Genomic DNA, 19,540 nt, shown 5'->3' with positions numbered 1-19,540 from the left:
GTCCTCCTATACCGAGTCCCGAGGTGAGCAGGAGACGCCGCGGACCGGATTGTGTAGGCCGGATCGGTCGACCCCATTGCTTAGAGACGCGGCGACAAAAGATCGACCGGGCAACGAGTTGAAGCGGAATTGTTTCCGGTGCACGCGGCCGCGGCGTTCAATCGCGAAAGGGTCACTCCTGTTAGCTCGGCGCGGACACTATATCGAAAATTGTCCCACCCCTTATCCGCGCTGCATTGCCGCCAAACGTCGTGCCCTTTCCAAGCAGGCCGCCTGCTGGTCACCAAAGCGCTCTGCGTTGATTTCCATGATCAGCGTCGTGTCCGGAAGGAATGTAAGCGTGCTGAAGATATCCGCCCAAGGGATGTCGCCCCAGCCGATCGGCAAGTGCAGATCGCCGATGCCGAGCGCCGTTGCCTCGGCCGGATGATAGAAGCGCGTCATGGAATAGGGCAGGCCGAAGCTGTCATGCACATGCAGGTGACCGGTTACTGGAGCCATTGCGCGCAATTCTTCGAGGAAATCGAGATTGCGATAGGTCGACTCAATATAGGCATGCGAGAAGTCGATCAGCGCGACGACGTTGTCCGAGCCAATCGCCTTGACGGTTGCAGCCACTTCACTCGGCGTCTGCCGGTACTGGCCGCTTTCAGTGGTGAAAATGTTTTCAAGTGCGATGCGTACGCCATAGCCCTTCGCGACATCGCCCATCTCAGCCAACGCCTCGCGCTCCATTCGGTCGAGATCGGCGCCATTTTCACCACTGGCAAGCTGCCCGGCACCCGAATGATGGACGAGTATGCCCGCGCCCAGCCGGTCGCACAATTCGAGCATCGCCCGAACGACCTTCTTTTGCAGGTGCAGATGCTCGCGATCCATGAAGTTGGAGAGGATCTGGCCATGCAGCGATAATTTTTTGAAAGTATACCGGCGAACGATATCGGCGAGGCGAAGCATCCTGTCCTCGATGATGCGCCCGCCGCTGATGATTTCCTCGGCATAGACGCCGATCTCGCAGGCATCGGCCCCCGTTTCGGCGATTTCCCGCAACGAAGCGTCAAGCACACTCAGGTCGCCCTTGCCGGTCCGGTTGCAAAAGCCGACGGCGGAAATGATGTTGTTCATGCGGGTTTCTCCTGGGGGGAATTCAGAAAATCAGTGAACAATCGCCAGCTGCGAAACGCCGGCCACTTGTTGCGGGAAGCTCGAATTGATCTCGATGTCTATCCGGCGACCGCTATCGCGGTCGAAGACATGCAGTTGGGACGGCGGCAATTCCAAACCTACTCGATCGCCGGGACGCACGCTCATGTGCTCGCCGATGACAGATGCAAAAGGTAAGCCATCGATCTCAGCATGGACGACGCGGCCAGAGCCGAGTTCCTCGATGAAATCTATCGTCGCCGGCACGCCGCGGCCGTCCGCCGAAACGGCGCATTGCTCCGGCCGAATGCCGATCGTGACATCTCTGCCGCGCAAGCTGGCCGCCAGAACAGGGTCGATGGGCACCTGCGCGCCGCCGAAAAGCACCGAGGCCGTCTCGACCTCGACGCGCGTATTGAAGAGGTTCATCGCGGGGGCGCCGATGAAGGATGCGACAAATGTGCTTGCTGGCCGATGATAGATGTCGAGCGGCTGACCGACCTGCTCGACATGCCCCTTGTTCATGACTACCAGCTTGTCGGCAAGCGTCATCGCCTCGATCTGATCATGGGTGACGAAGATGGACGTTGCCGAAAGGCGCTGGTGCAGCTTGCGGATTTCCGCCCGCATGGTGACCCGCAGCTTCGCGTCGAGGTTCGACAGCGGCTCGTCGAACAGAAACACCTGCGGCTCACGGATGATGGCGCGCGCCATCGCGACGCGCTGACGCTGGCCGCCGGACAATGCTGCTGGTTTGCGCGCAAGATATTCGGAAAGGCCGACGATCTTCGCCGTCTCCTCGATGCGCGTTTCGCGCTCTGACTTTGACACACCGGCAACCTTCAGCGCGTAGCCGATATTTTGGGCAACAGTCATATGCGGATAGAGCGCATAGTTCTGGAACACCATGGCGCAGCCGCGCTCGCGCGGCTCGAGCCGGTTGACGACGCGACCGCTGATTGCGATTTCGCCGGAGGTAATTTCCTCAAGTCCGGCGATCATGCGCAGAAGCGTGGACTTGCCGCAGCCGGAGGGGCCAAGAATGACGACAAATTCGCCTGAGGCAAAAGAGAGGTCGATGCCATGCAGCGTCTGGGTCTTGCCGTAGGACTTGCGCACGGCGCGGATATCGATGTCAGCCATGTTTGAACCTCGTTTCTTTAAATCGCCGGATCACTTTTCGGTTGCGACCAGGCCACGGACGAACCAGCGTTGCAGCACCGCAACGACGATGAGCGGCGGCGCCATGATGATGAGCGACCCTGCAAGCGTGACATTCCAGTCGGGCAGGCCGTTTTCCGAAGGGAGCAGCGCGCTCAGCGACATCATTGTCGTCTTGTAGGCCGGGTCCGTGATCATCAGCAGCGGCCACAGATACTGGTTCCAGCCGTAAACGAACATGATGGTGGTGAGCGCCAGCATGTTGGTGCGCGAAAGGGGTACCAGCATGTCGACGAAAAAGCGCACAGGCCCGGAACCGTCCATGCGGGCGGCTTCGGCAAGTTCGTCCGGCAGCGTCATGAAGAATTGCCGGTAGAGAAATGTGCCTGTTGCTGTGGCAATCAGCGGCAGGGTGAGACCGGCGTAGGAATTAAGCAGGTTCCATTCGACCGAGACCTCAATGCCTGTCAGGGCCGAAATCAGCAATCGAAACGGCTGGAAAAGGTCGGCAGCCACGGCATAGGTCGGGACCACGCGAACTTCGAGCGGCAGCATCAGCGTGATGAACACGATCCAGAAGAAGAAGTGCTTGAGCGGCGTGCGAAAGAACACGATGGCAAAGGCTGTGCAGGCCGAAAGGGCCACTTTGCCGACAGTGACGAGGCAGGCCATGATCAGGCTGTTGATCATGGCCGAGCCGAGATTGGCGCGCGACCAGGCAGCAGAGGCATTTTCAAGGAAGCGGTCCTGCGGCAGGAAGTGGAACGGCACGCTGTTGATCTGTTGCAGCGTTTGACTGGCACCGGCCAGAATGACGAGGAACGGGCCGATCAACAGGATGAAGCCGAAGACCATCAACACGTAGGTCAGTGCATCGGCGATCGGGGTGCGCTGGATCATGATGGGCTCACTTGTAGTGCACGCGCTTCTCGATGAAGCGAAACTGGATGAATGTGAAGACCATGATCAGGCCGATCAGGACGATGCTCTGCGCCGAGGCGCCAGAGTAATTGAGCCCCTTGAAAGCCTCATCGACGATGCGAAACACCATGACCTCCGTGCCGTGATTGGGTCCGCCACTTGTCGTGCTGTGCACGATGCCGAAGGTGTCCGAACCGACGAACCCCTCCGTCATCATGATGACGAGCAGAAAGAACAGTGTCGGCGCCAGCAGCGGAACCTGGATATCGATCGCACGTCGGATCGGTCCGGCGCCGTCCATGGCAGCGGCTTCCGTCAGAGAGCGTGGCACGGATTGCAGGCCGGCCAACAGGAAGATGAAGGTGTAACCGGCCCATTTCCAGGCAAAGATGACGATGACGAGGATGAGCGCGTGGCTGCCGTATTTTGCCGGGTTCCAGAAATCGGGGAAAGCGGCGTTGACCGAGGCCATCAGCCCACGTTCGGGCGAAAGAATGAACCGGAATGCCATGCCGGCGGCCGGTCCGGCGATTGCGTAGGGAAGGATATAGAGGAAACGGAATAGTCCCGAACCGGGGAGCCGCCGATCAACTGCAATTGCCAAAACGAGACCGACCAGGATGGTGAAGCAAGTCCCGCAAAGCGCGAAAACGAGGCTGACGGCGACAGAATTCCAATAGAAGGGATCGGAAAACACCTCGTCGAAATTCGTCAGCCCGACAAATTCCGCTGCCCCGCCAAAGGGGGGCTCCAGCGTGAAAGCCCACTTCATCACCGCGAGTGCCGGCCAATAGAAGAAAAGAAGGATCAGAAGAATCTGCGGCAGGGCGAAAAGGATTGGCAGCCACCAGCTGTTGAAAACGGCCCGCTTTTCCATGGATCAATCAAACCAATATATTTCGGGGACGAGAGCCTGCCTGCACCCGGCTGGCAGGCTCTTACTGCTTGCGAAACTCAGTTCAGCTTCTGGCCGGCATAGGTTTTTTCGAAGCGACGCAGCACGGCGTTGCCCCGCTCGGCGGCTTGGTCGAGTTCAGCCTGCACGTCGGCGTTCTGCATGAAAATCGCTTCCAGCGCCGTAGAGGCCTCCTTGCGGATCTGGGTGAAACCACCGAGGCGGATGCCGCGCGTGTTCTCCGAGGTCGGTGTGTAGGTCAGGCTGGCGATTGCGAGCTCGCGGCCCTTGTAGGGAGCCTTGTCGTAGAAACCGTTTGCCTTCATGCCCTCAAAGCCGGTCTTGGTGACTGGGATGTAGCCAGTAACCGTCGACCACCATTGGGCCATTTCCGGCGTGGCGAGGAAGTTCAGGAAAGCGGCTGCGCCCTTGTATTCGGCTTCCGGACGACCGGCCATGACCCATAGCGAGGCACCGCCGACCAGCGAGTTCTGCCGCTGCGTGCCTTTCCAGACCGGCAGCATGGCGACTTCCCACTTGACGCCTTCCGGCAGCGTCTTGCCGACTGTACCGTGGTCAGCGATCGAGGTCTGGATCATCTGGCACGTCTGCGAGGTGAACGCGGGGACGATGTCCATGCCGAGCTGCTTCGTTTTGACGACGAACAGCTTCTCGTCGGCCATTTTCTTGAAGAACGTCACATGGTCGACGAACTTGGTCTTGTTGAAGACGAGTTCGGCGTCCAGACCCTGATAGCCGTTGCCCTTGGTTGCGAGCGGCTGATTGTGGATGGCGGAAAATTGCTCCATCATCGCCCATGTATCGAAGTTAAAGCCGAGCGGGCATTCGAAACCCGCCGCCTTCAGCTTGCGGGCGGCTTCCTCGACCTGTTCCCAGGTTTCCGGCTTAAAGTCGATGCCGGCCTTCTGGAAGGCGTCGACATTGTAATAGAACATGGCGGTCGAAGAGTTGAACGGGAAGGAGTTTAATTCCCCTGCAGCCGTCGCGTAGTAATTGGCGATGCCGCTGAAATAGTTGGTCCAGTCGATCGTATAACCGTTGTCGGCCATCAGTTTCTTGGCCGGCACGAAGGCTCCGGAAAGCATCATGTCGAGCGTGCCTGCATCGTAGATCTGGGTGATCGCCGGCTGCTTCTTGGCGCGATAGGCGGCAATCGTGTTCTGAAGCGTCGCGTCGTAGCCGTTCTGCGAGGTGCAGATGATTTCGTAGTCCGCCTGCATGTCGTTGAACTTTTTGCAGGCGTCCTGTACGCGCTCGCCGAGATCGCCGGACAGGCCGTACCAGAATTCGAACTTGGTCTTCTCGGCATAGGCCGGACCAGCACCAAATGCGGTGGCGGCCAGAAGAGACGCCAGAGCTGATTGAAGAACAGTGAGTCTCATCGCAAGTGCTCCTTGGAAGTGTAACGATGACCCGCTGGCCCTTGGATTGCCACGGCTCGTTCGCTGCTTCAGCTAGCAGCCCAATGTGACAGTCAGCGCTAATTTCCGTGAAACTTGGATGACGAACTTCGCGATTCCGTTTGTCTTGTTCGGTGTCGAGGCCACAAGCCATTGCAATGCCTTGATCGCAACCAACCGGCTTCTTAATTCCTGTTGACAGGATTGTTATCGATAACATACCATGGCTTGCAGGTTCACTGGGCTTTGGGAGGAGCGCCGATGACTAGCGAAAAGCTGCTGGAGTTTCGCTCCATCACCAAGGAGTTCGGCGGCACCCGGGCATTGTCTCAGGTATCCCTGAATCTGCACCCAGGGGAGATCCTCGCGCTTCTCGGAGAAAACGGCGCAGGCAAATCGACGCTCATCAAGACCTTGGCCGGAATCTATAAGCCGGACGGCGGCGATATTCAGTTCCGTGGTGAGCCTTATGTCCATCGGCCGCCAAAGCCAAACGAACGTCAGTCGGTTGCCTTTATCCACCAGGACCTTGGCTTGATCGAATGGATGACGGTCGGCGAAAATGTCGGGTTGGCGCAGGGTTTCTCCATGCGTTCGCGCCTGATCGACTGGAGGCGGACGGAGGAGCGGGCCCGGGAGGCGTTGAACCTCGTCGGCTGCGATTTTGAGCCGTCGACGCGTGTCCAGGACCTCACCCGCACCGAAAAATCGCTTGTGGCGATCGCCCGCGCGCTCGCCGTAGAAGCCGACGTGCTCGTTCTCGACGAGCCGACCGCCAGCCTTCCGGCCGATGAGGTGGAACGCCTCTTCAACGCCATCCGTCCGCTGAAAGCGCGAGGGGTCGCGATGATCTACGTGTCGCATCGGCTCGATGAGATTTTCCGCATCGCCGATCGGGTCGCGGTCTTGCGCGACGGTCGCCTGGTCGGCCAGAAGCCGGTGGCACAGACGACGCCGGACGAATTGATTGAAATGATCGTCGGCCGAAAGGCGGACCAACTCTTCGCCAAAGCAGCAGGCAACCCGGGCGAGACGATCGTCAATGTTCGGGACCTTGCCTGCCGCAGCGCCGGACCTGTTTCCTTCGACATCCGAAAAGGAGAGCTGCTTGGGTTGGTTGGCTTGCGCGGCGCCGGTCAAGAACTGATCGGCCGGGCACTCTTTGGCTGCGAAGCTTTTTCCGGCGCAGTAAATATCGGTGGGGCGGTACCGGACCTGTCGAGCCCGGTCGCGGCAATGAAGTCCGGCATAGGGCTGATCGCGCGCGACCGCACCGAAGAATCCATCGCCATGTCGCTGTCGCTTCGAGAAAACACCTTCATCAATCCTGCAGCCTCCGGACGCAGGCCCTTCTCTTTCCTCTCGCCGTTTAAGGAAGCTTCCCTGGCGCGCGCGATCGGGGAGAGCGTCGGGTTGCGGCCGAATGACCAGAGCCTGCCGATCGAAGCGCTGTCGGGGGGCAACCAGCAGAAAGTGGTGGTCGGCCGCTGGCTTGCAACCGACCGCAAGCTTCTGATCGCCGAGGATCCGACCGCAGGCGTCGATGTCGGTGCCAAGGCCGACATCTATCGGTTGATCGCCCGTGCGCTGGAGGCAGGTCTCGCGGTCGTCGTCGTGTCGACGGATTTCGAGGAAATTGCACATATCTGCCATCGTGCCCTGGTGTTTTCGCGCGGACGGATTGTCCGTGAATTGCAAGGTGCGGATTTAACCACATCGGCGGTGATCGCTGCCGCGTCGGCTTCAGAAGCCGCTTGAGTTCCGGGAGAAAGATAATGCAGTCGATCGAATCCACCGCCCTTGAGCCGACCCGAGCCGAGCTGGCAGGCCTCAGCTTCATGCAGAAACTGCTGCGGTTCCTGCCGGTTTACGGGCTGGTCATTCTTACTTTGCTGCTTATCATGCTGTTTTCGCTTCTCCTGCCGCAGACCTTTCCGACGGTCCTCAATCTTCGCTCGATCGTTTCCGACAAGGCGATCATCGCCCTCCTGTCGCTGGCAGCAATGATCCCGATGGCTGCGGGCCGCATCGATCTCACTGTTGGCTACGGCATCGTGCTCTGGCACATTCTTGCGATCAGCCTGCAGACCGTGTTCGGCGTGCCGTGGCCGATTGCAGTTGTCATCGTGCTTGCGCTCGGCGCAGTCACCGGTTTCCTCAACGGTCTTCTGGTGGAGGTCGCGCGCATCGACTCGTTCATCGCAACGCTCGGCACCGGTACGGTTCTCTACGCGCTAGCACTTTGGCACACCGGCGGACGCCAGGTCGTCGGAGTCTTGCCGGAGGGCTTTTATTCACTGAACGGTACGATGGTGTTCGGCCTGCCGATCACCGGCTTTTATGTGCTGCTGCTTGCCCTCGTGCTCTGGCTCGTTCTCGAATATCTGCCGATTGGCCGCTACGTCTATGCGATCGGTGCCAATCCGAAAGCGGCGGCGCTGAACGGCATTCCGGTCCGCCGTTTTGTCATCGGCGCTTTTGTCTCGTCGGGCACGCTTGCCGCGCTTGCAGGCGTCCTGCTCGCCTCGAAGCTGCGTATCGGCCAGGCCAGTGTTGGCCTCGAATACCTGCTGCCGGCGCTCGTCGGCGCCTTTCTCGGCTCCACCACCATCAAGCCTGGACGGGTCAATGTCTGGGGCACCATGACCGGTGTCATCATTCTTGCTGTCGGCATTTCCGGCATCCAGCAAATCGGTGGCTCGTTCTTCGTTGAACCACTCTTCAACGGCATCACTCTGCTCGTGGCCATCGGCATCGCCGGTTACGCGCAGAGGAAGCGGGGTGCTGTCGGAAAAGCCGCGGTCCCAGGTCCAGTGTCTGGAAAGCCATCGAAAAACTGATCGCGCCCGGCGCGCACAATCTTCAAAGGGAGGAAGAACCATGAAACGCAGAACGCTTATCCAGAGTTCCGTCACCGTGTTGGCCTTGATACTTGCGGGACCGGCGCTGGCGGATGCCATGTCCGACGCCAAGGCCGTGGTCGACAAATATGCGACCCGCGTCACCACCTGGGACGGTCCGACGACAGGACCTAAGGTACAAGAAGACAAGACGATCGTCGTACTCGCCGGCGATCTGAAGAACGGCGGCATCTTGGGTGTTACCACCGGCGTCGAGGAAGCCGCAGCCGCCATGGGTTGGCAGGTCAAGGTTCTCGACGGTGCGGGCTCGATCGGCGGCCGCACAGCAGCATTCGGCCAGGCCATGGCCCTGAAGCCCGCCGGGATTATCATCAACGGCTTCGATGCCGTCGAGCAGGCGCCGGCTCTTGAGCAGGCGAAGGCTGCAGGAATTCCGCTGGTTGCCTGGCATGCAGGGCCGGTGATCGGTCCTGACGAAAAAACCGGCCTTTTCGCCAACGTCAGCACCGACGCCATGGAGGTTTCCAAGTCGGCTGCAGATTGGGCCTATGCCGATGCGAAAGGCAAGCCGGGCGTCGTGATTTTCACCGATTCGACCTATGCGATTGCCATCGCCAAGGCCGACAGGATGAAAGAGGAGATTGAGAAACTCGGCGGCAAGGTTCTTGAATATGTCGACACGCCCATTGCCGAAACCTCCCAGCGCATGCCGCAGCTGACGACATCGTTGCTGCAGAAATACGGCGACCAGTGGACCCATTCGCTCGCCATCAACGATCTTTATTTCGACTTCATGGGCCCGTCACTGGCAGCTGCCGGCAAGGGCGGCACAGACGCGCCGATCAACGTCGCGGCCGGTGATGGCTCGGAATCGGCCTACCAGCGCATCCGCGCCGGGCAATTCCAGAAGGTTACGGTCGCCGAGCCGCTCAACCTGCAGGGCTGGCAGCTCGTCGACGAGCTGAACCGCGCCTTCGCCGGCGAACAATGGTCGGGTTATCTTTCCCCGCTCCATGTCGTCACCGCCGACAATGTCGAATTCGACGGCGGCCCCAAGAACGCGTTCGATCCGGAAAACGGCTACCGCGACGAGTATAAAAAGCTCTGGGGCAAGATGTAACGGCCTTCCTCCCGGAAACTGGGCACCGCGAATGGTGCCATTTTTTTAGCACGTTGTGTCGCAAGCGATATCGAAAGAAGCGATGGGCACGCGATCGATCATGGTTTCGTCGTGGTGTTGCCCTGGATGAGCTGTATCTCAGCCCGCCACGACCTGTTCAGATGCACGTCTGCAAGTATATTCAAGAGCGCCTGAGCCGCTGCTTCTCCGATCGCGGCCCTCGGCACATCAATGGTTGTAAGCCTAGTTCGCACCGTGTTGGGTATGGACGTGCCGTTAAATCCCACCACCGACATCTGCTCCGGGACCGCTATTCCCGCTTCGTGCAGATAGGAGAGGCCACCAAGCGCCATCGCGTCATTCAGGAAGTGAATCGCCTGGATCTCGGGATGCTTGCGGATCAGTTGCTGCGTCAGGGCGCGTCCTGTTTCGGCTTGTCTCGGCCGGTTTTCACAAACCATGCTGATCACGTCGATATTGGCGCTCGCAAGCGATGACCGCAAGGCAAGGTAGCGCCAGCGGGCGCACAGATCCTTCTCCAATTCGGCTCCGACATAGGCAATGCGTCTAAGGCGGCGCTCGAGGAAATGCGCCGCAACGAGGCGCCCCGCCTCGGCGTGCGAAGGGCCAGCGCTGAAATCGAGATCTTCATTGTCGCAATCCCACAATTGAATCGCCGGGCAGTTGCGTCTTTCCAGCAATTTATCGGAAGCGGAGCTTCGCGCCATGCCGCCGTTCAGCAAGAGCCCTGCCGGACGGAACGACAGCATCTCCCGGATGAGGTCTGCTTCGATGCCGGGATCGAAATGGGATTCCCCAATGAATGTATGAAGCCCTCTTGGCCGGAGGATGGCGTTTACCCCGCTCAGCACTTCGGAAAAAACGATGTCGCTGATCGATGGGATGATCACCGCTACCATCCGGCTCTTGCGCGAACTCAATGATCCCGCAAGGCTGTTCGGCAAATAGCCAAGCTCGTCTGCGGCACGCCTCACCCTCTGCCGCGTCTCCTCGGAAATGTTGCCGACGCCTCGCATTACCTTTGAGACCGTCATGCTGCTTACGCCCGCCTTTGCTGCCACATCAAGCAGCGTGACGATCCTCGCCCTGTCCTGTGCCATTTGCCCTATCCCGTGCCGTGAAAAGCAAACTAGCTTGACATGCCATTTGTTATCGATAACATTAAGGAGGTTAACGATAACCTTTGCATTGTTGGGATGCAATGCCTAGTGCAAGGGGAATCGGGGGAGGCGAGCGATGGGGCGGTTCTGTCGCTTCGCATCGGCAGCAAGAGCCCAGTCAAATCAGGTGGAGGAAGTCATGAAAGTTTTCAATTCTATGCGCGCGGTTGTAACAGCAGTCGCAATCGGCATCACGGCCCTGGCCATGACCGCCGAAGCCAGGGCGGTCACGCTCAATGACATCATATCACGCGGCACGGTTCGGATCGGCGTCCTGACCGGTGCGCCGCCCATGGGCATGGTGGACGAAAAGGGTAATCCTACCGGCTACGACGTTGACGTCGCCAACTTGATTGCCGGATATCTCTCGCTGCCTGTTGAACTCGTACCATTGACGCCGCCGGCCCGCATTCCGGCACTCCAGACCGGTAAGGTCGATTTCCTCGTTGCGACGCTGGCCCCGACGGGTGAACGGGCAAAAACCGTCATGTTTACCCAGCCCTACAGCGCCTTCAACATGGACATCATATCAGGTCCCGACCAGAAGTTTGCGAGCCTTGCCGATCTTCAGGGCAAGCGCGTTGCGGTCAATCGGGGTTCGTCACAGGAAACCGCGCTCCGCAAGGCGGCCGTCCCGGACTTGGAAATCGTAGTTTTCGAGGACGACTCCACCAGTGCGCAGGCGCTAATTGCCGGTCAGGCGGATGCGGTTGCACTGCCGTCGACTGTGGGTGAAGCGATCATCAAGCAGCGTCCTGACGCTGGCCTGCAGGTCGGCTTCACCTTCTTCCAGCAAGGCAATTCGATGGCGACGAAGCTGGAGGACCTCGAACTGCGTCAGTGGCTGAATACGTCGATCTATCTGATGAAGATCTCCGGCGATCTCGACAAGATTGCGACGAAATGGACAGGCCGTCCGATGCCGACCCTTCCGTCCTTCTGATTGAGCTTGCACACGAGCCTGCCGGTGACATCGGCCGGCAGGCCGCGAAATTTCGACGGAGCTCACTTATGTCCTATACATTTCAATTCGGCGTACTGGCGCAGTATCAGGGCGAAATCCTGAGCGGCATCTGGCTGACGATTAAGTTGTCGGTCCTTTCGATCATTCTCGGCTCAGTGGCTGGTGTCATGCTTGCATCTCTGCGCTCCATAAAGGGCGGCGCGGTGCGGTATCTTGTCGATGCCTATGTCGAGGTGATCCGCAATACGCCGTTTCTGGTCCAGCTCTTTATTGTCTATTTCGGCCTGCCTGGACTTGGTATTCGCGTGGGCGCCGATACGGCGGCGCTGATCGGCATGACCATCAATCTTGCCGCCTATTCGACGGAAATCATCCGCGCCGGCATTGAGGCCGTGCATAAATCTCAGATCGAAGCAGGCGAGGCGCTCGGTTTCACGCGCTTCCAGATCTATCGCCACGTCATCCTGGTGCCGGCGGTCGCCAAGGTTTATCCGGCACTGTGCAGCCAGTTCGTGTTGATGATGCTGGCCTCCAGCATCTGCTCGGCAATTTCGACCCATGAACTTGCCGCCTCGGCCGCCTTCGTCGAATCGCAAACCTACCGGTCGTTCGAAGTCTATATTGTCGTCACTCTGATTTATCTCGCGCTGGCACTGGCGCTGCGCGCAGGCTTGGCGCTCCTCGGCATGCGGCTTTTCGGCCGGCGGGTTGCCCGCCGTACGATGACGGCCCTGCCGGAGGTGCCGGCATGACGCTGAGAACATTCGGTTTCAATGAATTCGGTTTTCTGCTGCAAGCGCTGCAATGGACCATTCTCCTGACGGTCATCGCGCTGATCGGCGGAGGTCTGCTCGGCTTTGCCGTAGCGCTTGCCCGAACCTCGCCCGTCAAGGCCATGCGCTTTGCCGCAGGTTCCTATATCCAGGTTATCCAGGGCATTCCGGTGCTGATGATCCTGTTTTTGTCCTATTATGGCCTCAGCCTTGCCGGGCTTGAATTGCCGCCGCTCTTTGCCGCGGGCGCATCGATGACGATTTACGCGTCAGGTTATCTCGCGGAAATCTGGCGCGGCTGCATTCAGGCGGTGCCGAAGCAACAATGGGAAGCGTCGCAATCGCTTGCCATGACCCGGCTGCAACAATACCGCTACATCATCCTGCCGCAGGCGATCCGCGTCTCGCTGCCGCCAACCGTCGGCTTTGCGGTGCAGGTGGTCAAGAATACTTCGATCACCTCGATCATTGGCTTCGTCGAACTGGCCCGAGCAGGTCAGCTTGTCAACAACACGACGTTCCAGCCCTTCCGCGTCTTCATCGCGGTGGCCGGTCTCTATTTCGTCGTCTGCTATCCATTGTCCCAGCTGTCGCGTTGGCTGGAGAGGAGGTTTCATGCCGGAAGTAATCGTTGAAAATGTTCACAAGAGCTTCGGTGCGCTCGAAGTTCTCAAGGGGGTATCGCTGAGCGTCGGGCGCGGGGAGGTCTTCGCTCTGATCGGCCGGTCCGGTTCTGGTAAGAGCACACTGCTACGGTGCATGAACGGCCTGGAAAAGATCAATTCCGGCCGCATCGAGATCGCCGGCCATGCGCTTGAAGGAGACGCAAAGGCGCTGCGAAGCCTGCGCACCGATGTCGGCATCGTCTTCCAAAGCTACAACCTCTTTCCGCATTTGACCGTAGGCGAGAACATCATGCTGGCGCCCCGCATTGTCAAAGACGTTGCGAAAGCGGAGACACGGGAGATAGCTCGCGAGGTCCTTCAACTCGTAGGCCTATCGGAAAAATTCGATGCCTATCCGGACCAGCTTTCTGGCGGCCAGCAACAGCGGGTGGCGATTGCCCGTTCGCTTGCGATGCGGCCGAAGGTGATGCTCTTCGACGAAGTCACCTCTGCGCTCGATCCGGAACTGACCGAGGAAGTCCTGGTGGTCATGGAAAAACTGGCCCGCGACGGCATGACCATGATACTTGTCACGCATGAGATGGGTTTTGCGCGGCGGGTGGCTACGCAGACGATCTTCATGCACAAGGGCACGATCTGGGAGCAGGGGGCATCCAAGGAGTTGTTCGCTAATCCACAGACGCCGGAGTTGAGGCAGTTTGTGAAATCGGACGTCAAGTAGTCCTGACACAGCGGGCCTGGAGAAAATCTGCTTCCGGCCCGCAGATCCATCAGCGGCTTGTTTGGCGCAGGATCAAATCCGGCCGGATCGTTATCAGTCCCGCGCTGTCCGAAAGCGTCCCGTCCAAGACGTCGAGAATGAGCCGCGCCGTTTTCGCTCCGATTTCAGCTGCGAAGGCGTTGATCGTTGTCAGACTGGGGACGCAAATTGCGCCGATCTCATAGTCGCCGAAGCCGCCGATGGCGATCTGGTCCGGCACCGCAATGCCGCGCCTTTGACATTCGGTAAGCGCGCCGAAGGCGGAAAGATCAGAGACGCAGATCACCGCTTCGGTATCTGGAAAATGCTCCAGCAACCGGCCCATCGCGTTCGCGCCCTCGCGCATTGAAATCGGTGGCGGCCCGGCGGCAATCAGCCGCGTCGCGTCCAGCCCGTGATCCTCCATCGCAGTGATGAAGCCGGCCCGCCGATCGCTGCCGCGCGTGTCGCGGTCAGCATCGCCACCGATGAAGGAGATCTTCCGATAGCCAACAGTGACAAAATGATCGATCATCTTGCGTACAGCCAGGGCATTGGAAAAGCCAACCACGTGTCCAATCGGTTCTTCCGGAAGATCCCAGGTTTCAATGACAGGGATGCCGGCATTCGACAGCAGTTTGCGGGCTCGGGGCGTATGTTTGCCGCCCGTCACCACGATTGCTTCCGGTTTGCGCCGCAAGAGCTGCTCGATCAGCCGCTCCTCTTCACGAACGTCGTAGTTCGTGTAGCCGAGGAGGACCTGCAAACCCTTATCCGACAAACCGTCCGACAGTGCCCGAACCGTATCGGCGAAATTGGCATTGTTGATCGATGGGATCGTGACTGCCACGAAGTCGGTGCGCTGCGATCGCAGATTGGAAGCCGTACTGTCGAAGACGTAACCAAGTTCCTCGGTTGCGCGCAGCACAGCCTCGCGCGTCTCCTGGCTGACGGAGGTGTCGCGCTTGAAAGCGCGCGACACCGTCATCGGCGACACGCCTGCCATACGGGCGACATCCGCCATGGTTGGTGGCTTACGAATATTGGGCATTTGCATCCATGTTATCGTTACCAGACCACTACAACCATGTTTGGGCCTAATTGCAAGCAGGTTGTGATTTCTGTGATGCTTGCCTCAAAGCGGGAACTCGTTTGCCTGAGTGACGTGATGATGGATTCGGCCGTCGAAATAGCGCGCCAACACCTCTTCCGTTGCTGCCTTGGCCGCCGAACGGGCTGGACTTGCAAGCGCGGCTTCGACGGTTGCGAGATCGGGATAGTTGATCGCAAGGATCATGGGGATTTCCGGAGCTCCTTCATCACGGGCATCCGCGAATGTCACTCTGACATCAAGCGCGCCGGGAAAGGCCTTCCATTTCGGCAGGATGTCGTTGAGAACGGCGGCCCGAAACGCCTCAGTTTGACCGTTCTTCACTTTTCCTTCGAAGAGGGCGTAGCGTGTTATCATTGTACGATATCCTTGTTGGGTCCCTTGAAAAATTCCATCAGGGCGGCCTGGTCCTCACCGCCGAGACCGGCGGCAGTCAGCATGCGATGAACTTCGGCGCAGAGCGCCGTCAGCGGCATGGCGGTATTAGTGCGGCGGGCGAGATCTTGCGCCCCATTCAAATCCTTGACCATGTTGTCGATCCGGCCGGTGCGACGGTAATCTTTGGCGACAAAGCGCGGCATGTATTCCTGCAGAATTGCGCTGTCGGCCCGGCCGCCCTTCAGCGCCTGTGGGATCTTCGCTGCATCCACGCCGGCGTCGAGCGCCAATTGCGTCGCTTCCGCCACGGCCAGAAAATTGAGCCCGCAGAGAACCTGGTTGATCAGTTTCGTGGTCTGGCCAGCGCCGGACGGCCCCATATGTGTGTAGTTCGAGGCGACGTGCCGCAGCACCTCATGTGCATCGGCGACATCCTCGGCCTTGCCGCCGGCCATAAGCGTGAGCTGTCCGATCAGCGCCTTGGGCGCGCCTCCCGACAAGGGACTGTCGACCCAGCGCAGGCCCTTTTCCGCCGCGTCGGACGCCAGGGCCTTCGTCGCCTCAGGGTCGATCGAGGACATGTCTATGATGAGAGTTCCGGGCCTGGCGCCGCCAGCAACGCCGCCCTCGCCAAAGACGGCGAGCCGCACAATTTTTGCCGAGTTGAGGCTGAGAATGACATAGTCCGAACCGGCCGCTGCTTGCGCCGCACTTGCCGCCGGCGTAGCGCCTCTGTCGACCAGCTCGCGCATCTTGGCTGCGTCCAGATCAAAGACCGTTAAGTGGTTCCCGGCTTCTACGAGCCGTGTTCCGATGGCGCCGCCCATCGCGCCGGCGCCGATCAATGCAACCTTGTTCGTCATGTTTCCATTCCCTTTAATTGCGTGACGACTGCCTCGACGATCGCGCCGAGCGGCCGGTCGATATCCACACTGAATGCATTCTCGTCCGCGTCCGGTGGCTCCAGTGTCGCGAACTGGCTTGCCAGCAGGCCGGCCGGCATGAAATGGCCTGTCCGGGCATGCATTCGCGCCTTGATGACCTCGGGCGACCCGGCGAGATGAACGAAGGTAATCACCTCTCCCGCGGTTTGCGCAATATGAGCGCGGTAGGCCCGCTTAAGCGCTGAACAGCCAATGATTTGTCGCCCCTCGGCTCTGGCCAGTGTCTGACCCACAAGTGTCAGCCACGGCCAGCGGTCCCCATCGTCCAAGGCCACGCCGCGTCGCATCTTGTCGATATTTGATGGCGGATGAAGCTCGTCGCCATCCAAATATGCCGCCCCCAATCGGTCGGCGAGCGCGGCGCCGACCGAGGACTTGCCGCATCCCGCAACGCCCATCAGCACCATTCGCTGCGGAACCTCAGAGAGAGGCCGTAATGCCACCGTCAACATAAAGCACATGTCCATTCACAAATGAGGATGCATTGGAGGCGAGGAACACGCAGGCGCCGACCAATTCGTCCACCTTGCCCCAGCGGCCGGCCGGCGTGCGTTTTTCCAGCCAGGCGGAAAAGGTGGAATCAGCGACCAGGGCGGCGTTCAATGGGGTATCGAAATAGCCAGGCGCAATGGCATTGCATTGCAGCCCGTATTTGGCCCAGTCGGTCGCCATTCCCTTGGTCAGATTGCCGACGGCGCCCTTGGTCGCCGTGTAGGGCGCAATGCCGGGACGAGCCAGTGCCGTCTGCACGCTGGCGATATTGATGATCTTACCGGCTCCGCGTTTGATCATGTGTCGCGCGACTGCCTGGCCGACGTTGAAAACAGTGGAGACATTCGTTCGCATAAGCTGCTCGAACGCGTCCGCCGGAAAATCCTCGAGCGGCGTGCGGTGCTGCATTCCCGCATTGTTCACGAGGATGTCGATCGCGCCGATTTTTGCTTCGAAGCTGTCTACCGCTGCGCGCACTGCCTCATGATCCGTCGCGTCGAATGCCAATTGATGCGTACCGTCACCAAGGCCTTTCGCGGCTTCCGCAAGCTTTCCGGTGTCGCGGCCGTTGAGCACGATCTCGGCACCGGCATTCGCAAGGCCGCGCGCAAGAGCAAGGCCGATCCCCTGCGACGATCCCGTGACGAGAGCTCGGCGGCCCGTCAAATCAAACAAGTCCTGCCCCATGGTTCCCCCTTATTTTTTGTCTCGACATTCCTCATGTCCGTCTTTATGTTATCGATAACATTAATTGTCAAGGGACGGAGACACCGAAATGAGCAAACCCCAGATCCTTCAGGTCGGGCCCTATCCGGAATGGGACGAAGCGCCTCTGAATGCTGTGTTTTCTGTTCATCGCTATTTCGAGGCAGCCGACAAGCCAGGCTTTCTTGCCGCCGTCGGTCCGCAAGTCCGAGCGATCGCCACGCGAGGCGAACTCGGCGCTAGCCGGGCCATGATCGAGGCCTGCCCCGCGCTCGAGCTGATTTCGGTTTACGGGGTCGGTTTTGACGCCGTCGATCTGGCCGCCTGTCGGGAACGCGGCATCGGCGTCACAAACACACCGGACGTGCTGACGAGCGACGTCGCGGATCTTGGCGTGGCGATGATGTTGTGCCTGTCGCGCGGCATGATCGGCGCGGAAAGCTGGGTAAAGGACGGAAGTTGGATGGCAAAAGGCCTCTACCCGCTGAAGCGCCGCGTCTGGGGGCGGCGTGCCGGCGTACTCGGTCTTGGCCGGATCGGCTATGAAGTTGCCAAACGCCTCCAAGGCTTCGACATGCAGATCGCTTATTCGGATATGGCGCCAAAGGATTTCGCCGCCGATTGGGAGTTTATTGCCGATCCCGTCGCGCTTGCTACTCGGTCCGACTTTCTCTTCGTCACGCTGGCCGCGTCCGCCGCAACCCGCCACATTGTGGGCCGCGACGTGATCGCCGCTCTCGGCGGGGAGGGAATGTTGATCAATATCTCCCGCGCCTCCAATATCGATGAGGAGGCCCTGCTCGATGCACTCGAAAGCGGTGCGCTCGGCTCCGCCGCCCTTGACGTGTTCGAAGGCGAGCCGGCGCTCAATCCACGGTTTCTCCCTCTGGACAACGTGCTCCTGCAGCCGCATCACGCGTCTGGAACCATCGAGACACGCAAGGCTATGGGACAGCTCGTGCGTGACAATCTCGTGGCGCATTTTGCCGGGCAGCCCCTGCTGACCCCGGTTCTTTAAGGAGACGCGCCGATGAAAGCTATCGTCGTTCACGGTCCCAAAGACCTGCGCATCGAGGAGCGCCCGATCGAAGCGCCAGGACTAGGAGAAGTGCGCCTGCGCCTTGCGGCCGGCGGCATCTGCGGCAGCGATCTGCACTATTATAACCACGGCGGTTTCGGTGCCGTCAGGCTGCGTGAGCCGATGATCCTGGGGCACGAGGTCTCCGCGTATGTGGAGGCCCTCGGCGCGGGTGTCGACGGATTGAAACCGGGCCAACTCGTAGCTGTTTCACCGTCCCGACCGTGCCGATCCTGCCTTTATTGCCAGGAAGGACTGCATAACCAATGCCTCAATATGCGGTTTTACGGCAGTGCCATGCCCTTCCCGCATATCCAGGGGGCTTTCCGCGAGGTTCTTGTCGCCGATGCCGTTCAGTGCGTGCCGGCCGATGGTCTTACCGCAGGCGAGGCGGCGATGGCTGAACCCCTGGCTGTTACTCTGCATGCGACCCGCAGGGCGGGAGAAATATTGGGTAAACGGGTTCTGGTGACCGGCTGCGGGCCAATCGGCCTTCTGTCGATCATTGCCGCCCGGCGTGCCGGGGCCGCCGAAATCGTTGCAACGGATCTTTCGGATTTCACCCTCTCGCTGGCACGCAAGGCCGGCGCGGACCGGACGATCAATATGCGTAGCGAACCGGATGCGCTTTCCCCCTATACAGCCCATAAGGGTTCATTCGACATACTATACGAATGCTCTGGTGCAGCGCCTGCGCTGGTCGCCGGCATCGCTGCTCTTCGCCCACGCGCCGTGATCATACAGCTTGGCCTTGGTGGAGACATGAACCTTCCGATGATGGCGATCACGGCCAAGGAACTGGACCTGCGCGGTTCCTTCCGCTTTCACGAGGAGTTCGCGACCGGCGTCGTGTTGATGCAAAAGGGCCTGATCGATGTGAAGCCGCTGATTACCCACACGCTGCCTCTATCGGACGCTGAGGCGGCTTTCGAACTGGCGACTGACCGGAGCCAGGCGATGAAGACGCAGATTGCCTTTAGTTGACACCAGTCCCGCGCGTCGTGCTTTCCGAACGGCTGTGCGAAGA

At 59.7% G+C, this 19,540-nt stretch carries 20 protein-coding genes; 9 read left to right on the top strand and 11 right to left on the bottom strand.

Going from position 1 to position 19,540, the window contains the following annotated elements; translation table 11 throughout:
• Nucleotides 1-222: 222 nt before the first annotated feature.
• The 5 genes from N2599_RS33285 to N2599_RS33265 all read right to left on the bottom strand — a co-directional run bounded on the left by N2599_RS33285 (nucleotide 223) and on the right by N2599_RS33265 (nucleotide 5,523).
• A complete protein-coding gene (locus tag N2599_RS33285) occupies nucleotides 223-1,125 on the bottom strand; it encodes a sugar phosphate isomerase/epimerase family protein (protein WP_027513071.1) in 903 nt (300 codons plus the stop codon).
• Nucleotides 1,126-1,155: 30 nt separating this feature from the next.
• On the bottom strand, nucleotides 1,156-2,286 hold the full coding sequence (locus tag N2599_RS33280; protein WP_027513072.1) for a sn-glycerol-3-phosphate import ATP-binding protein UgpC: 1,131 nt from the start codon (nucleotides 2,284-2,286) through the stop codon (nucleotides 1,156-1,158).
• A 30-nt stretch (nucleotides 2,287-2,316) separates the two neighbouring features.
• Nucleotides 2,317-3,204, bottom strand: a complete 888-nt coding sequence (locus N2599_RS33275) for an ABC transporter permease subunit (RefSeq protein ID WP_027513073.1) — start codon at nucleotides 3,202-3,204, stop codon at nucleotides 2,317-2,319.
• A 7-nt stretch (nucleotides 3,205-3,211) separates the two neighbouring features.
• Nucleotides 3,212-4,102, bottom strand: a complete 891-nt coding sequence (locus N2599_RS33270; RefSeq protein ID WP_027513074.1) for a carbohydrate ABC transporter permease — start codon at nucleotides 4,100-4,102, stop codon at nucleotides 3,212-3,214.
• A 77-nt stretch (nucleotides 4,103-4,179) separates the two neighbouring features.
• On the bottom strand, nucleotides 4,180-5,523 hold the full coding sequence (locus tag N2599_RS33265; RefSeq protein ID WP_027513075.1) for an extracellular solute-binding protein: 1,344 nt from the start codon (nucleotides 5,521-5,523) through the stop codon (nucleotides 4,180-4,182).
• 279 nt (nucleotides 5,524-5,802) lie between these two features.
• On the opposite strand from N2599_RS33265, the gene N2599_RS33260 reads away from it, so the two are divergent.
• The 3 genes from N2599_RS33260 to N2599_RS33250 are packed head-to-tail and all read left to right on the top strand — an operon-like array spanning nucleotide 5,803 to nucleotide 9,522.
• Nucleotides 5,803-7,299, top strand: a complete 1,497-nt coding sequence (locus N2599_RS33260) for a sugar ABC transporter ATP-binding protein (protein WP_027513076.1) — start codon at nucleotides 5,803-5,805, stop codon at nucleotides 7,297-7,299.
• Nucleotides 7,300-7,316: 17 nt separating this feature from the next.
• A complete protein-coding gene (locus N2599_RS33255; RefSeq protein WP_027513077.1) occupies nucleotides 7,317-8,381 on the top strand; it encodes an ABC transporter permease in 1,065 nt (354 codons plus the stop codon).
• Between the two features lie 40 nt (nucleotides 8,382-8,421).
• Complete coding sequence (locus N2599_RS33250) at nucleotides 8,422-9,522, top strand: ABC transporter substrate-binding protein (RefSeq protein ID WP_027513078.1); 1,101 nt, start codon at nucleotides 8,422-8,424, stop codon at nucleotides 9,520-9,522.
• Between the two features lie 98 nt (nucleotides 9,523-9,620).
• Here the strand turns inward: N2599_RS33250 and N2599_RS33245 are convergent, their stop codons facing one another.
• Nucleotides 9,621-10,643: a LacI family DNA-binding transcriptional regulator gene (locus N2599_RS33245; RefSeq protein WP_027513079.1), complete on the bottom strand. Its 1,023-nt coding sequence runs from the start codon at nucleotides 10,641-10,643 to the stop codon at nucleotides 9,621-9,623.
• A 199-nt stretch (nucleotides 10,644-10,842) separates the two neighbouring features.
• Here N2599_RS33245 and N2599_RS33240 point away from each other — a divergent pair, with 199 nt between their 5' ends.
• The 4 genes from N2599_RS33240 to N2599_RS33225 all read left to right on the top strand — a co-directional run bounded on the left by N2599_RS33240 (nucleotide 10,843) and on the right by N2599_RS33225 (nucleotide 13,787).
• The gene (locus N2599_RS33240) at nucleotides 10,843-11,646 is read left to right on the top strand and encodes a transporter substrate-binding domain-containing protein (RefSeq protein ID WP_027513080.1); all 804 of its coding nucleotides are present in this window, start codon (nucleotides 10,843-10,845) and stop codon (nucleotides 11,644-11,646) included.
• Nucleotides 11,647-11,714: 68 nt separating this feature from the next.
• Nucleotides 11,715-12,419 (top strand): amino acid ABC transporter permease, encoded by a 705-nt coding sequence (locus N2599_RS33235; protein WP_027513081.1) that lies wholly within the window; start codon nucleotides 11,715-11,717, stop codon nucleotides 12,417-12,419.
• Nucleotides 12,416-13,075 carry an amino acid ABC transporter permease gene (locus N2599_RS33230; RefSeq protein WP_027513082.1) on the top strand — a complete coding sequence of 220 codons (660 nt, stop codon included), beginning with the start codon at nucleotides 12,416-12,418 and terminating at the stop codon, nucleotides 13,073-13,075. Before N2599_RS33235 ends, N2599_RS33230 begins: the two co-directional genes overlap by 4 nt.
• The gene (locus N2599_RS33225) at nucleotides 13,056-13,787 is read left to right on the top strand and encodes an amino acid ABC transporter ATP-binding protein (protein ID WP_027513093.1); all 732 of its coding nucleotides are present in this window, start codon (nucleotides 13,056-13,058) and stop codon (nucleotides 13,785-13,787) included. The genes N2599_RS33230 and N2599_RS33225 overlap by 20 nt, the downstream gene beginning before the upstream one ends.
• Before the next feature lie 49 nt (nucleotides 13,788-13,836).
• Here the strand turns inward: N2599_RS33225 and N2599_RS33220 are convergent, their stop codons facing one another.
• The 5 genes from N2599_RS33220 to N2599_RS33200 all read right to left on the bottom strand — a co-directional run bounded on the left by N2599_RS33220 (nucleotide 13,837) and on the right by N2599_RS33200 (nucleotide 17,417).
• On the bottom strand, nucleotides 13,837-14,856 hold the full coding sequence (locus tag N2599_RS33220; protein WP_027513083.1) for a LacI family DNA-binding transcriptional regulator: 1,020 nt from the start codon (nucleotides 14,854-14,856) through the stop codon (nucleotides 13,837-13,839).
• Nucleotides 14,857-14,940: 84 nt separating this feature from the next.
• Nucleotides 14,941-15,273: a hypothetical protein gene (locus N2599_RS33215; RefSeq protein ID WP_027513084.1), complete on the bottom strand. Its 333-nt coding sequence runs from the start codon at nucleotides 15,271-15,273 to the stop codon at nucleotides 14,941-14,943.
• On the bottom strand, nucleotides 15,270-16,157 hold the full coding sequence (locus N2599_RS33210; RefSeq protein WP_027513085.1) for an NAD(P)-dependent oxidoreductase: 888 nt from the start codon (nucleotides 16,155-16,157) through the stop codon (nucleotides 15,270-15,272). The genes N2599_RS33215 and N2599_RS33210 overlap by 4 nt, the downstream gene beginning before the upstream one ends.
• Nucleotides 16,154-16,645 carry a gluconokinase gene (locus N2599_RS33205; RefSeq protein WP_027513086.1) on the bottom strand — a complete coding sequence of 164 codons (492 nt, stop codon included), beginning with the start codon at nucleotides 16,643-16,645 and terminating at the stop codon, nucleotides 16,154-16,156. Before N2599_RS33205 ends, N2599_RS33210 begins: the two co-directional genes overlap by 4 nt.
• A gap of 13 nt (nucleotides 16,646-16,658) precedes the next feature.
• Nucleotides 16,659-17,417, bottom strand: a complete 759-nt coding sequence (locus tag N2599_RS33200; protein WP_027513087.1) for an SDR family oxidoreductase — start codon at nucleotides 17,415-17,417, stop codon at nucleotides 16,659-16,661.
• 88 nt (nucleotides 17,418-17,505) lie between these two features.
• Between N2599_RS33200 and N2599_RS33195 the strand changes: the two genes are divergently transcribed.
• Nucleotides 17,506-18,453 (top strand): 2-hydroxyacid dehydrogenase, encoded by a 948-nt coding sequence (locus tag N2599_RS33195; protein ID WP_027513088.1) that lies wholly within the window; start codon nucleotides 17,506-17,508, stop codon nucleotides 18,451-18,453.
• A 12-nt stretch (nucleotides 18,454-18,465) separates the two neighbouring features.
• On the top strand, nucleotides 18,466-19,497 hold the full coding sequence (locus N2599_RS33190; RefSeq protein ID WP_027513089.1) for an L-idonate 5-dehydrogenase: 1,032 nt from the start codon (nucleotides 18,466-18,468) through the stop codon (nucleotides 19,495-19,497).
• Nucleotides 19,498-19,540 lie beyond the last annotated feature (43 nt).

Source organism: Rhizobium sullae (assembly GCF_025200715.1).
In the GTDB taxonomy this organism is placed as follows: Bacteria; Pseudomonadota; Alphaproteobacteria; order Rhizobiales; family Rhizobiaceae; genus Rhizobium; species Rhizobium sullae.
This window is presented reverse-complemented; position numbering and strand designations above follow the sequence as displayed.